At 43.0% G+C, this 14,732-nt stretch carries 12 protein-coding genes and 1 tRNA gene; 4 read left to right on the forward strand and 9 right to left on the reverse strand.

The genetic code is table 11. The features are described 5' to 3' along the window. Positions 1-10 precede the first annotated feature (10 nt). Positions 11-2,893 carry a DNA gyrase subunit A gene (gene gyrA / locus MmiAt1_RS02255; protein ID WP_318785278.1) on the forward strand — a complete coding sequence of 961 codons (2,883 nt, stop codon included), beginning with the start codon at positions 11-13 and terminating at the stop codon, positions 2,891-2,893. Positions 2,894-2,991: 98 nt separating this feature from the next. On the opposite strand, the gene MmiAt1_RS02260 is transcribed toward gyrA, so the two are convergent. Further along, positions 2,992-3,144 (reverse strand): hypothetical protein, encoded by a 153-nt coding sequence (locus MmiAt1_RS02260; RefSeq protein WP_318785279.1) that lies wholly within the window; start codon positions 3,142-3,144, stop codon positions 2,992-2,994. A gap of 236 nt (positions 3,145-3,380) precedes the next feature. On the opposite strand from MmiAt1_RS02260, the gene MmiAt1_RS02265 reads away from it, so the two are divergent. From MmiAt1_RS02265 to MmiAt1_RS02275, 3 genes are all read left to right on the forward strand, one after another. Continuing rightward, on the forward strand, positions 3,381-4,154 hold the full coding sequence (locus tag MmiAt1_RS02265) for an SDR family NAD(P)-dependent oxidoreductase (protein ID WP_318785280.1): 774 nt from the start codon (positions 3,381-3,383) through the stop codon (positions 4,152-4,154). Positions 4,155-4,420: 266 nt separating this feature from the next. After that, on the forward strand, positions 4,421-5,224 hold the full coding sequence (locus MmiAt1_RS02270; protein WP_318785281.1) for a hypothetical protein: 804 nt from the start codon (positions 4,421-4,423) through the stop codon (positions 5,222-5,224). Positions 5,225-5,536: 312 nt separating this feature from the next. Then, entirely contained in the window at positions 5,537-5,851 is a 315-nt protein-coding gene (locus MmiAt1_RS02275; RefSeq protein ID WP_318785282.1) for a hypothetical protein, read from the forward strand. 100 nt (positions 5,852-5,951) lie between these two features. On the opposite strand, the gene MmiAt1_RS02280 is transcribed toward MmiAt1_RS02275, so the two are convergent. The 8 genes from MmiAt1_RS02280 to MmiAt1_RS02315 form a co-directional block, all read right to left on the reverse strand. Continuing rightward, on the reverse strand, positions 5,952-6,497 hold the full coding sequence (locus MmiAt1_RS02280) for a hypothetical protein (protein WP_318785283.1): 546 nt from the start codon (positions 6,495-6,497) through the stop codon (positions 5,952-5,954). Positions 6,498-6,736: 239 nt separating this feature from the next. Next, on the reverse strand, positions 6,737-7,642 hold the full coding sequence (locus MmiAt1_RS02285; protein ID WP_318785284.1) for an Abi family protein: 906 nt from the start codon (positions 7,640-7,642) through the stop codon (positions 6,737-6,739). Between the two features lie 205 nt (positions 7,643-7,847). Continuing rightward, positions 7,848-7,930 (reverse strand) — tRNA-Leu (locus tag MmiAt1_RS02290). A gap of 97 nt (positions 7,931-8,027) precedes the next feature. Next, positions 8,028-8,486, reverse strand: a complete 459-nt coding sequence (locus MmiAt1_RS02295; RefSeq protein ID WP_318785285.1) for a Panacea domain-containing protein — start codon at positions 8,484-8,486, stop codon at positions 8,028-8,030. 219 nt (positions 8,487-8,705) lie between these two features. After that, entirely contained in the window at positions 8,706-10,163 is a 1,458-nt protein-coding gene (locus MmiAt1_RS02300) for a DUF92 domain-containing protein (RefSeq protein ID WP_318785286.1), read from the reverse strand. Between the two features lie 279 nt (positions 10,164-10,442). Beyond that, a complete protein-coding gene (locus MmiAt1_RS02305) occupies positions 10,443-11,558 on the reverse strand; it encodes a hypothetical protein (RefSeq protein ID WP_318785287.1) in 1,116 nt (371 codons plus the stop codon). Between the two features lie 128 nt (positions 11,559-11,686). After that, positions 11,687-12,829 carry a transglutaminase-like domain-containing protein gene (locus MmiAt1_RS02310; protein WP_318785288.1) on the reverse strand — a complete coding sequence of 381 codons (1,143 nt, stop codon included), beginning with the start codon at positions 12,827-12,829 and terminating at the stop codon, positions 11,687-11,689. Between the two features lie 229 nt (positions 12,830-13,058). Beyond that, positions 13,059-14,678, reverse strand: a complete 1,620-nt coding sequence (locus tag MmiAt1_RS02315; RefSeq protein ID WP_318785289.1) for a DEAD/DEAH box helicase — start codon at positions 14,676-14,678, stop codon at positions 13,059-13,061. Positions 14,679-14,732: the final 54 nt, after the last annotated feature.

The following is a 14,732-nucleotide window of genomic DNA, read 5'->3' on the forward strand; positions in this document are numbered from 1 at the left end:
GGCTGAAAAAATGGAAAATCAAGATCAACAAAACAATTCGCAGGACAACGCGCAAAACAATCAGCAAAACAATCAACAGCAGCACCTCCTCGACGAATACATCAGCCGCTCCGAACTTCCTGATGAAGTCGAAGATGATGTGAAAACAGAAGCAGTTGATTCCGACAGCAGCTTTGAAGACGGCGACGGCAATGTCGGCGGAAACAACGGCGATGGAATCAACGACGGCGGAAACAATGACGGTGGCGGGAACAATGACGATGGCGGTAACGGTGATGACGAAGGCAGCGAGCCCGTTGACGAAGAGCGTGTTTCCGTTCGCCCGGTTTTATTGAATGACGAGATGAAAAATTCTTACATTCAATATGCGATGAGCGTTATCATCGGCCGCGCGCTTCCCGATGCCCGCGACGGTTTAAAACCGGTTCACCGCAGAATCCTCTTTTCAATGAAAGAAAACGGCATGGTTTACGAAAAGCCGCCGAAAAAATCCGCGCACGTCGTCGGTGACGTTCTTGCAAAGTACCACCCGCACGGCGACTCCGCGGTTTACGATTCCATGGTCAGAATGGCGCAGAACTTTTCACTGCGCTACCCGCTCATTGACGGGCAGGGCAACTTCGGTTCCATTGACGGTGACGAAGCAGCCGCCATGCGTTACACAGAAGCGCGCATGGCCAAGGTTTCAACGGAAATGCTTGAAGATTTGGATAAGGAAACCGTTGACTTCCGTCCCAACTATGACGAGTCGCTTCAGGAGCCGGCAGTGCTTCCGGCAAAACTGCCGAACCTGCTCATCAACGGATCCACCGGTATTGCCGTCGGTATGGCAACCAACATGCCGCCGCACAACTTAACGGAAGTGATTGACGCGACCGTTATGATGATTGACAATCCCGACGCCGATGTTCCCGAACTGATGACGGTCATCAAAGGGCCGGATTTTCCGACCAGCGCCGTTATTTTGGGAAGTGAAGGCATCATCAACGCCTACAAAACAGGCCGCGGAAGCGTTCGAATCCAGGCCGTCTCTCATATTGAAGAAATGAAAGGCAATCGCGAGAGAATTGTCGTGACCGAACTGCCGTATCAGGTGAACAAAGCGCGTTTGATTGAAAACATCGCCGAACTCGTCCGCGACAAAAAAGTGACCGGCATTTCCGATCTGCGCGACGAGTCTGACCGCGACGGTATCCGTGTTGTCATGGAATTGACGAACGGAACGAATGCCAGCGTTTTAATGAATCAGCTTTACAAGCACACGCAGCTTCAGACCAGTTTCGGCATTATCAACTTGGCCATCGTTGACGGCGTGCCGCGCGTGATGGGACTGCGCCAGCTCTTGAAGATTTATCTGAAGCACAGAATGGATGTCATTCAAAGAAGAACGCTTTACGATTTGAAAACGGCCCGGGAGCGCGAACACATCTTAAACGGTTTGAAAATTGCGCTTGACAACATTGATCCCGTCATTGAATTGATTAAAGCGTCGATTGACGCGCAGACCGCAAGAGACGGTTTGATGGAACAATTCGGTTTGGATGAAATTCAAGCCCGCGCCATTCTTGAAATGAGACTTCAAAGGCTCACCGGTATGGAAATTCAGAAAATTTTGGATGAACTCGAAGACGTTTTGACAAAAATCCTGGAACTCGAAAAGATTGCCGGAAGCGATGAAATCAAATACGGCATTATTCGCGACGAACTTTTGGAAATGAAAGAGAAATTCGGCGATGACCGCAAAACGCAGATTATTCAGGGCGGCTTTGACATCGACAATGAAGATCTCATCCAAAAGGAAGACATCATCATCACGATGACGAACCGCGGCTACATCAAACGTCTTTCCGCCAACACTTATTCGCGCCAGCGCCGCGGCGGCAAGGGCATCATCGGCATGGAAACAAAAGATGAAGACATCGTCGTGAATCTGTTTGTCTCCTCAACCCACAATTACATTTTGTTCTTCACGAACAAGGGCCGCGTCTACTGGAAGAAAGGCTATGAAATCCCCGAAGGCAGCCGCACTTCCAAAGGCAAGTCAATCGTCAACTTCCTGGATTTGAAGGAAGACGAAACCGTGACGGCAGCAATTCCTGTTTCTGAATTCAAAGAAGGCCAATACTTGATGATGGTGACCAAACAGGGAACCGTTAAGAAAACGCCGCTCGTTGACTTTAAGAACCCGAGAAAGGCCGGCATTATCGCGACAACGCTGATGCCCAACGACGAACTTGTCAACGTGATTCAAACCGACGGCAGCCGCGAAGTTGTCATGGTTTCAAGAGGCGGCAAAGCGGTTCGTTTCGATGAGAAAGAAGTCCGGCCGATGGGCAGATCCGCCCGCGGCGTGATGGGCATGCGTCTTGTGAAACCCGATGACGCCGTCGTCAGCATGGACATTGTCAACCCCGAAGAAGCGCTTTTGACGATCACGGAAAACGGTTTCGGAAAAGTGACCGCCTTTGACGAGTACATCAAAAAACACCGCGGAACGCAGGGTGTGATGTCCATCGTCACCGATGAAAGAAACGGCCAAGTCGTTGCCGTGAAATCCGTCGGCAAAGACGATGAACTCATCATCACAAGCGCCGAAGGAATCATCATCAAAATCCGTGTCGGCGAATTGCGCGAGCAGGGCCGCAACACAAAGGGCGTCCGCATCATGAAGCTGGCAGACAATGACAAAGTGGTCAGCGTCGCCGCAGTCAAGCAGCCCGGTGAGGATGAATCCGAAACAGAAGATGCTGCCGAGAACGGCGCCGAAAATGACGGATTCGTTCAGCAGATTTTTGATGCCGATTCTGATTCCGGTTCAAATGAAGCCGAAGAGGACAGCGCCGAAGAAATCGAAACTGAAGAAGTCGAAACTGAAGAAAACGAAATTGAATGAAACGAAATTGAAGAAAACGAATAACCGAAATGTATCATTCAATTGATACATTTCTTTTTTATTTTTGAATCTAATTTTTGAAAAACAGTTCTTAATCCTTAAAAAATCCAAATGCCGTCTAAAACGTCGGTAAACTCATGGAGAATAAAAATAATCATCAAGAGAACAATAATGATTTTCGTGGACCAGAATATTGCCCAGTAAATCGGCTTGACGTAGACTTTTTTTCCTTTGACGTTCATCTTCGGCATGATATGTCTTAAAAACCCTTTTGAGATTTAACTGTTTTTCAAAAAATCTTGTCGTTTCCAAAGAATTTTTGTCGTTTTCAAAAAATCTTTGTTTTTTTCAAACATACTGTTCTGTTTTATTTTGTTTCAAAGAGTTTGTCATGTTAAATTTTTGAAATAGAGAGTTATTTATGCAAATAATATCTTTATTTTTATAAAAGTATCTCGGATACTTTTTAGAAAAAAGGTGAACAAAAATGACTCTATTCAGCTTAGAAGGAAAAATCGCAGTTGTAACGGGCGCATCAAGCGGCCTCGGCTTATTGGCCGCAAAAGCTTTCGCAGAAAACGGCGCAACTGTTGCATTGCTCGCACGCCGCAAAGAAAAACTGGAAAGCGCGGTTGCTGAAATTACAAGTGCCGGCGGTAAAGCCATCGCTGTCGAATGCGATGTCACGAACGAAGATCTGGTCAAAAAAGCGATTGACGAGGTTGTCAAGGAGCTTGGAACCATTCATATTTTATTAAACAATGCGGGTGTTGCGCAGCACGGATCCGTTGAAACGCTGACGGTTGAAGAATGGGACAACAGCATGAATGCCAATGTTAAAAGCATGTTTCTGATGTCCAAATACACAATTCCGGTCATGCGGAAGCAAAAATACGGCAAAGTGATTAACATTTCTTCCGTCAATGCTTTTGTCGCCGACAAAGGCGATGTTTTTGTCCGTCATGTTTACAACGCATCTAAAGCAGCTGTTCGCGGTTTAACGCTCGGCATGGCGGCAACGTATGCCGAAGACAACATCACGGTCAACAGTGTCGGCCCCGGCCTTTTCGAAAGCGAAATGACGGAAAAAACACTCTTTGCCGACAAAGATTTCTTAACGATGTATGACAAAATGACACCGGCATCCCGGCCCGGCAAGAAAGGCGAATTGAACGGAACACTTTTGTATTTGGCGTCCGACGCCTCAAGTTATGTCACCGGCCAATACATTATTGTTGACGGCGGTTTCTCGCTTGTTTAATTGAATTTTTCGCAAAAAGATGAATCCCAAATTCATCTTTTTGTTTTATTGATTGGGTGCTCTGTTTTTGTTTTATCGGTTTTGCTGTTTTGTTTATTGTTCCGGCTTCGCCTGTTTTTGAAATTTTGATAACTTCAAATTAAACCGCAATTTAGAGAATGATTATAAAGAAAAACTTTCTTTTTGGAAGTACCGGGAATTTTGAAAAACTCATTTTTTTTCAATGATTTCTTAAGGAAAACGAAAACCAATTAAAGGGGATAATTATGAAAAAAATATTAATGATTTTTGCAGTTCTTGCGGTCGCCGTTTTGGCTGTCGCTGCAAGCGGCTGTTTAAGTTCTGATTCGGGACTTGAAACCAATACGACAAACAATACAACAAACAATATGACAAACAATACAACTGTGACAGGCGCGCCCGCGCAGTCTGTGATTATTTACACCGACGGCGACAATGTCATCGCTCAAATGGTTGTCATGATCATGGGAACACACAGCCAGTCCATTGACAAAGCCAACGCGACCGTTAACGTCAGCGGCACAACGGTTGATGTGTATGTTCCGGCAGTCACAGTCAGCGGCATTAACACAATGGACATCGGCTATGAAGATGTGACCGTTGTTCTCGGAAAAGTCAGCGACTTTGAAGCCGGCAAAAAGTATGTTGTCACGATCGACGGCAAATCCGATGCCATGAAACAGTACGGCTTTGAAATCGTCAACGGAACATTGTATTCTTACAGACCCGCGAATATCGATAATGTCACTGTTGCGGCTGACGGAAACAACATTACCGTAACCGCAGTTGTTGCAATCGGCGGCGGCGCAAACAGCATTGACAAAGAAAACATTACGACCGTTGACGGATTTAACGCAGACGGCGAATATGATATTTACATTCCGTTAAAAGTCAAAGACGGTCCGTCCACCATGGAAATGAAGTGGGGAGACGAAAAGTTCGTTATCGGCCAACTCGACAAAATGAAAGACGGAACGTATGTTGTCAAAATTAATGATTACGGCATTTCCTTTACAATCGCAGGCGGTCAATTGACTGTGAACGCTTAATCGGAAGATGCGTAATAAAACACAAACAAAAACTAAACAAAAACATAAACAAAAACATAAACAATAAAATAAACAAATATCAATTAAATAAAATCAAAAACAAACGAACAAAAAATCGGCTTCGAACAGAATTGTTCGAAGCTTTTTTTTGGCTTATGATTCAAAAAACGTCTTCGAACGGAGATTTCAAAAACAAACGAAAACTCAAACATTTTGAACAACATTTATAATGATTGTGTTTATAATAATCAATCAAATAATTTTGCAGTATTATGCAATAATTAAAATTGTATTGATCTTTCGAGGCAAAAAATGAAAAAAATCATCATCGTTGGTATTGCAGTTGTTTTGGCAGCGTTGATTGTCGCAACACCTGTATTGGCTTATCATGAATACGGCGGCGGCTTTTATAAAACGCATCATTCCCAGACTGACCGGCATTGGGTGCCGGCGCATTCGGCACATTCAGTACACTCGGCACAGTCGGACTTTTGTATATATGCCGAAAACTGTCCTTATAATGAAACATGTCAGAATGAATGTCATTCCAATTGCTTTTTTGAGTCGTCCGAATACAGAAAATGTTTTGAACGCAGTCACAAAATGGGCGGACATCACAGAAGATAATTCGGCAAATTTAAGGCAGATTTAAGCAAATCTGCTCCTTTTTATTCTCTTTTTTATTTTCTTTCTTTTTTTCTTCTTCTTGGTTTTTGTTCTATTGCATTTACGAACCGTAAGTTGAAAAATCACGACCCAACTCCACATTAATCGCCCTCAGTAGCTGAGCGATATTTCCCAAAATTGATTCGGATAAATGGATGAGCCTTAAAAGTGCGGTATTTGCTTTTTCAAATCCCTTTTCCACTTCTCCGGTCGTATCATGGGTGATAAACGCCTGTTCGGTCAGGGCGTTTTTGATGGATTCAAGAGAAGTCACGACGAGAATCGAATCTTTGTCAAATTCTTTGCCGATATAAGGATGGTCGTTATTCAATTTTTGCCCGCATATAATGAATTCGTTGATGATTTCCGACAATCCGTCGTGATATTTTAATATCGGGACATGCCGGAACCGCGAATCCAAATCATAGTCTTTTTTCAATTCCGTTTGAAAATCATTCAAATCATTTCGGATTTTTTTCAGCAGCCGGTTTGACGGAATATAATAATTTTCCAAAATTCCTTGATAATATTTGAAATTTTCAATTGCAAGATATTGTTTATGACAGTCGGCCGTATCTGAAACATTGCCGCCCTCGATTGTATCCATTTTTCTCACCGTTTTATATCGTTAAACCAACAAAAAACAAAAATTATTTGATAATATTATAAATTAATATGAATTTATAAAACAGTTGTCTTCATAGAATATGAAGAGACACATATGGAAAATAGAATATATAGACGGTTTAAATAACTGATTCAGTAAACATAGTCGTAATAAATGATTATGATTTATCTGATTTACTCAATTAACATCATGTTCGATGGAAATAAATTTTTCAAAAATTATGAACACCAAAACTCTTCTTTTTCCCAATCGTGAGGAAATCCCATTTCGATGAGATACAATGATGATGAGTAATTTGAAAATAAATTTTTTAAATCGGTTTTAAAAGTATTATTTTTATCAACTTGGTTCAGCAAATATTGAAGACAGCATAAGTAAGAATAAACACACTTTGGTTTATTTTGATTTATTGTAAAAGGTTGAGACGTTTTTGCAGGAACTTGTAAATCTATTAATTCACGATTCCATAATCTGCTGTGATGAGCACATATATTTCTCAAGACAGTTAGACAATAAATCCAATTCCGTAAAACAAAATAATTGTTTAAACCGAAATGTTTTACAATATTTTTCGTTTGAACTGATTTATTCAAATTCCCGAACATTAATGATAAGCTTGTAAAGCTTATGACATCGAATATGATCCAGCATGCTGAAGATTTTGAAGTCGGATATCTTTGCTTATATTTTTGTATATCTTTGCCGCTGTCTCTTTTTTCTTCCGAATCTATCTTCTCTTTAAATTTGGAATATTGATCAATGTTATGAAAATGTTTTGAATCCAAATGCCAATGACTGCCGTATTCGATTGAATATTCATAGATAATTTGGTTTCTTACAGCAATTTCGATCTTTTGAATAGCTTTGAAAACCAACAGCCTTAATTCATTATCAAAATCGTACAAGTCAATAATATCATTGAAGCAGACCTGATTTTTAAATGGTTTTCCCGGTGTTTTCATTTCTTGAAAAAAATAAGAATAACTTCGAAAGCGAAATAAACTGTTGTTTAATAAAAAAGACTTTGTCTCCTCTTCATCATTAATTATTAGCTTTTGCTGACATAATTTATTGTATTGCTCATTGATATTTAAAGCCGGTTTTGCATATTCTAAATCGGACATTATATCAACCGTTAATTAAGATAAATTAAAAAAAGAATAATAAAAGTGAACAGCCTGCCGAAGTGTGCATCATCAAAATCGAATGATTTTGAGCTCAGCATGGCAGGCACTGTTAAATCTAAAAAAGATTTTGAAATATTTATACTTAATTAAATTTTAAGTAAAAGAATCATAAAGATTTATATTTTAATGATTGATTAAAAAGTGCGGGGGAAGGGAGTCGAACCCCTGAACGCCTACGCGAACAGATCTTGAGTCTGTCACCGTTGACCACTTGGTTACCCCCGCAAAACAAGTTTTTAGAAAAGTAAACAACTCTAAAATCGATTTTTCATATAAATAAGTTATGATGAGCGGGAAATGGAATGTTCATTTGTAAGTTGAATCAATCATTTTGTGAATTTTCATACATTTTGCGGTAGAAGTCTTTCATGACTTTGGGTGAAATCACTTCTTCCGAACGTTCAAGTTCGGAATATCCGGCGCGTGCTTTTTCCCAAGGCAGTTCCGAATGCGTTAAATTTTCCAGCTGGAACTGAGAATAATCTTTGTACACTTCCCAGACGAATTCCAAAACTTCTTCGGATTCTCCGAAGTCAGCGGCATATTCCGTTTGAGGAATAAAAGTCCAGCCGTAATTTTTGTAAATGTCGTAAAGGATCGGACTGACGGGGCCGTGAATCCATGCCTGAAATGCATCTCTTTTGCAAAGAGGCGCATCCAGCAGCGCATAATTCCAGGCAACGGCATAATAACTGAGTTTTTGGAGCTTTTTGTGCTGCAGTGCATTTTTATTCAAAAACCATTTTGCAACATCTTCAATATCGTATAACGGGTCGGCCATTTTATCCTCCTGATTTGATTTTTGTTTTCTGTTTTGAATTGAAAAGGCATGTACTTAAATCTTTTTTTAATTTTTTAGAAAGATTGTTTTTGAAAATATATTTCTAAAAAAATAGAACCAATGTCTGTTTTAAGAAGTGTTTTCATCAAAAAATCAATTAATGTTTTTAAAAATCTTTAAAACACTTTTCATAAACAGATTTAAAAATCTTTAAAAATCTTAAAAAAGCAGGAAGTAAAGCCCGAACGAAATCAAAGCGCCTGAAAGCGTTGAGAAGAAATTGACGCCGCTGTTGGTGAGCCAGCCTCTTTTTTGACAGATTGCGCCGAGCACGCTGTCAATGTTGGTTCCGATGAATCCGCCGGCAATTGCCACAACAAGGGCGAGCGGAAGCGTGTCAATCATGCCGAACGCAAAAGCCATGAAGCCGATAATTGCGGAGCCTGCAAGGGATGCCATTTCGCCGAGAAGACTGACGCCGCCGTCTTCGCCGACTTTTGCTTTTCTGAAATTTGTAATCATATAAGTGGAACCTTTGGACGTCACGCCGATTTCACTGGCCATCGTATCGCCGGTTGCGGTTGCGACGGTTCCGACATAAGCAAAGACGAGCGGCATTGCCAGCCAATTGTATTCGGGGTGCGCGGCGAGGATGCCGTAAAGAACGGCGATTGCAAGCGCCCAGAAACTGTTTGAAAAAACATTCTCATAACTTCGGATGCCCGTTTTGGATTCGGCAAGGCCGGCGGCCTTTTTCTGTTTGAATTTGTATTTCGTAAACCCGCCGCCGAGGATGAAAAAGGCGACGAGAAGCACAAACCACCATAAATTTGTGAAAAGAATGATCAGAATTCCGAGAACAGCGGCGGAGAAAAGAGCCGAGACATCCGCAATCTTGTAGCGGTATGCCAAAAATGCCAAAACCACCGAGAAAAGAGCGGCAAGCGCAGTTTCCGACCACGGCGTTTGATAATTCAGCAAATAAAGCGCCCACATCGAAAGCAGCGCGCCGAGATAGATGGAAGCGTTGGCGTTCATTTTAGACGGAATCGATTCAAACAGACTGCCGACAAAAGCGCCGACGATTGAAATGAAAAACAGCTGATTCAGAAAATCAGACGTCAAATCATAGCCCGTAAAGTTTGCCACCCAAACGCCCGCCAAAAACGCGGCCGTTACGCGAAGCAAAATCAAAAAGAATTCGTAAAGCAGAGATATATTTTTGAAAGATTCCGACTCACGGACATTTTCATAAAGCGTCACGCTGTTGAACAAGCTGAACCAGGAACGCGTGCTGAAAATCGTCACGGCCAGCGCCTGAAAGATTAAAAATCCCGGAAGCATGATGCCGAACTCGGCGCCGTAATTTTCAAGAATCAAAGCCGCCAAAAAACTGAGCGTTAAAATGCCGGCAAGCAGCCGGAAATCAAATGACAGGCGGCGCAGTTTTTCTTCATCCGTTAAATGAAAAAGCGCGGCCGTTTTTGAAAGAAGCGGCGTCATCGAAAGAAGACAGAGAATCAGACAAACGGCAAAAAAGAACCAAAGCGGAAGAATTGCCGCAGAGAGAATAAACAAAATGCCGGCCGCGTATTTTGCCAAATAAAAAAACTTGCAAGTCCGGATGTCCCGATTGACATCTTTTTGGATACTTGAAGCTGCTGCCGAATCGTTCATTTTTCTTCCCCGAAAATTCCCGTTCATCCGAAGATGAATAACTGATGAACTTAATTGAGGTTCTTATCTTTTTTGGTGCATCCATAACAATTGTCTGCAAACCCGTAAAAACACTGCAAACCTGTGAAAACGGAATCAAAAACATAATCAAAAACATAATCAAAGATAAAATCATAAATAAAATCAAAACCGGGGCTGTTTTTGCTCATTGATTCAAACCCGGGTGACTCGCGCGCGGCAGGCGCACAAATATGAAGAATGAGAAACGGAATATGAGAATCAGCTGATGAAGATGACTCTCGTGTAAGAATAATCGGCGTTGAAATTATCGCCGTAAACAACGCACGAAAAGCGCGTTTGATTCCGCCGCGGAACTTGTACCGTATATTCGGCCCAACCTGTTGCTTCATCCGCCATTGTGCCGACATAAATCGCATCGCTTTGCGCCCAGACGCGTGTCATGTCAAACGGTTCGGATTCGGCAAGAATCACGGCGTAAACATTGTGAGCCGTTGTCGGTCCTCTGTTTGTAATGTCGCACTGAATCTTGTAATAAGCATAATCCAAATCCGTGCCGACTAAATCTGCGCGCAGCTGAATGCTCATTGAAGGCATCGGGTTCATCGTGCATATTTTCACCGCCGCATTCTGATATTCTGCCGGAATTTCGCCGAATTTGTATCCGGAGGCCGTCGTTTCAACATAATAGTATCGGCTGCCTTCGTACTCATAATATGTTCCGGAAATGTTTTCGCTGCCCGCAACCCCGAGCGCCATATGCCCGGGCAGTTCAAGCAAAACAACGCCGTAGCCCATTTCAAGCAAAAGCGCGGCCGCCAAAATGGCGCTGTCTTCACAGTCGCCGCCGCCGTCAACCAATGTTTCGATCGGATAGCGCGGATACTCGTCATAACCCGTTGTCACGTCATCGGAAGTGTAAGGCATTGCCTGAACAAAAGAAATAATGTTCAAAACATTCTGATCATCCGTAAAATTGTATTTTTCGCCCTGTTCCTTAAAGCTGTCAATCATTTTGCCCAGGAACGTCCGATCGTCTTCGGAAAGCGCATAATGATCAAAATCTTTTCCCGAATGCGATTTGTTGCGGTAATAATCATAATATTCGACCGGAATCGAAACCGTAATCGTTTGATTGCGTTCGGCGAACGTCCATGAATATGACCGCACGTAACTTTCAGAATCCCCGTCCGAAGACACTGAAAATTCATAGTTTTCAACCGACGTTACGGCCTCGGGCGTTTCCGCATCTTCATATTCGGGCTCGGTAAGAACAGGAATGTCCACGGGAATATTTGTTTGGCTTGAAGGCGCTGTTTCGGAATAAACATACAAAATTGTTCCGACAGCAATGCAGACGGCAAGAATAAACAGCACAAAAATAAAGCAAAAGCTTAAAAATTTAATAATTCCGCGTCCTCGAGCCATAAATATCCCTTAGTATAAACATCCGAAAGAAAATAAAAAGATTTGCATCTTCAATTCACTCATTTTTCGCCGACGATTCAATTGATGTAAATCACATTTGTCGAGGCTGTGACCGGTTCGAAATTGTCTCCGGAAACAACGCACGTAAAACAGACGTTTGTTCGGCGGGGAACGCGTATGGTGCTTTCGGCCGGATTTGTTTCGTCATCCTGCATCACGCCGATGAAAATTGTATTTTCGGTTCCTTGAATCGGGACACCGTCGTAAGGTGATCCTTCGGCAAATATCGAAATGCTGACATTTTGAGCCGCCGACGGGCCGTGATTTGTAATGTTGCATACGATTCTGTAAGACAAATCAGAGGAACTTGTTTGGGCATGCGCCGCCCATATTGTCACATATATGAAAGGCGGATTCATCGGAAAGATTTCGGGAACAGTGCCTTCATATTTTTGAGGTATCTCGCCGAATACATAATCTGAAGACGTTGTTTCAACGTAATAATAGGGAACACCTTCATATTCGTAAGACGTGCCCGAGAAGTCATCGCTGCCGGCAACGCCGATTCCCATGTGATTGGGAAAGCCGATCAAAACGACCTGATAGCCCATTTCGGTCAGCAAAGCCGCTGCCAGTATCGCGCTGTCTTCACAGTCACCGCCGCCGTCAACGAGCGTTTCGATCGGGTAGCGCGGATATTCGTCGTACCCTGTTGTCATGCTGTCGGCCGAATACGGCATGGACTGGACGAACGCAATCACGTTTAAAACAATTTGGTCTTCCGTTAAATTGTAAACGGCACCGAGATTTTGAAACAAATCAATCATTTGATTCAAAACCTGCCGGTCATTTTCGGTCAGCGCGTAATAATCATAATCGCGGTTCACGCGCTCTTTTCCGCTGTAAAAATCGTATGTTTCCTTCGGAATTGTCAGGTCAAACGAATAGCTGCGCCCGTTAAAAACCCACGCGTAAGAGCAAACGTAAGAATCCGATTCGCCGTCGTAATATTTTTCAAACGGCGGCGCAGGCTCTTCCGGAATTTCCGGCACCTGCCCCAGCTTAAAAAATCCGATTATCTTTGAAAAACCCGCGCCGATAAAATTATCGGCTTCTTCGGTTTCATCGGCTTCGGCCGTCATCCAAAAAAAGCCGATGACTGCGGCTAAACAAATCAAGCCGAGAAGAAAAAGAGACAAAAATGTGCGCTTCATTCCCATGACAAATCCCATTCAAAATAAAAGGGAATCTGATAAAAAGATTTGTAAACGGGTCAAACGGACAGAAGAAAATATGGAAATAAACAGAAACAAGAAAGTCCAAAATGAAACTCAAAAGACATAAAACAAAAAAAACAAAAAAACAAAAAAAAAATAAGAAAATAAAATAAGAAAATAAATTTAAAATGAAAATCAAAAATGAAACGAAAAATTCGTTTCAAATTTGACCTTAGTCTCTCGATTTATATTTTTTATTTTCAAGTCTTTTCATGGCATAGTCTTTGTTATGAGAATCTTTGCCGCCGTATTTTTTTCCGCCTTTGCTGCCGGAATTGTTTTTGTATTTGCCGCCGTTTCCGCCGCTGCCGCCTTTGCGGTCTTCGTACTTGCCGCCCTCTTTCTTGCCTTTGTAGCCGCCGTCGTTTCTGCGGCCTTTGCCGTCGTCTTTTTTGTCATTGAATCTTCTTTTCTGAACATCGCCGCTGAAATTGGCTTTCTGGATTTGGGCAAACATTTCATCAATGATCTTGTCGTCGGCGCGCGGCAGAATTCTGTTTTCATAAACGTGCTGCAAAAGGCAGGTCACAACATCTTCGGCTGTCCGGTCTTCCGTCACCAGCATCTGTGCAAATTCGATGAACGGTTCGGCCCGCTCCGTGTGAACAAAGTCAGACTGAATGACCAAAGACAAATCATGATACAATTTTTCGCGTTTCATCGCTGCCACCTGATCGGCGTCGGGCAGCTGAACACGGCGAACATCCGCGTTTGCCATCTTTTTGATGAACGCGAATTTTCTGAAATCGGCCGGCGTTAAAAGTGTGATTGCAATGCCTGCCTTTCCGGCGCGGCCGGTTCTTCCGATTCTGTGTGTGTAGGATTCGGGGTCCTGCGGGATGTCGTAATTGACGACGTGCGTTAACTCGTTCACGTCAATACCGCGGGCGGCAACGTCGGTTGCAACCAAAATTCTCAATTTTTGCTTTCTGAAGCGGTCCATAATGCGGATGCGCTGTTCCTGCAGGATGTCGCCGTGAATCACATCGGCGTCGTAGCCGCGTTCTTCCAGTTTCTGAACCACTTCGTCCGACGTGTCTTTGCGGGCGCAGAAAACCAAACCGTAAAAGTCCGGGTCGGAATCAATGACACGGCAGAGCGCTTCAAATTTCAGCGCGGGAGACACATCAATGGAAAGCTGTTCGATGAGAACGGATTCTTTGATTTTCTCAACGGAAACCATCTCGTACTGGCCCATGTATTTTTTGGCGATTCCCAAAATCGGCTTGGGCATTGTCGCGGAGAAACAAAGCATGCGTTTGTCGTCGTTGGTGTGCTGAATGATTTCTTTGATATCGTCAATGAATCCCATGTTCAGCATTTCATCCGCTTCGTCCAAAACAAAATAAGAAATGTGAGAAAGGTCCAGGCGTTTTCTGTGCATCAAATCAATGACACGTCCGGGTGTTCCGACAATAATGTCTGCGCCGCCCGCCAAAGCACGAAGCTGGATCGGAATCGGCTGACCGCCGAAAACCGGAACGATTTTCAGGCCGTTCATGCCGCCGAAAGACGACATTTCATCAGAGACCTGAATCGCGAGTTCGCGCGTCGGTGTTAAAATAATGGCTTGAATATGCCCTGTTTTTTCCTTAATATTCTGAATAATCGGGACGCCGAATGCCGCGGTTTTTCCGGAGCCTGTCTGCGCCTGGCCGATAATATTGCAGTCGCCGCTTAAGAAAAGCGGAATGGTTTGAATTTGAATCGGCGTCGGAAATTCGTATCCTTTTACAAGAAGTGATTGAATAATTCTGTCCGATATGCCGAGGTCTTGAAATGTTGTTGTCATAAATATGATTGTCCTGATTAATTTATCAAAAACAACGTCCTAAGACCCTGCGGT

Source organism: Methanimicrococcus hacksteinii (assembly GCF_032714515.1).
In the GTDB taxonomy this organism is placed as follows: Archaea; Halobacteriota; Methanosarcinia; order Methanosarcinales; family Methanosarcinaceae; genus Methanimicrococcus; species Methanimicrococcus hacksteinii.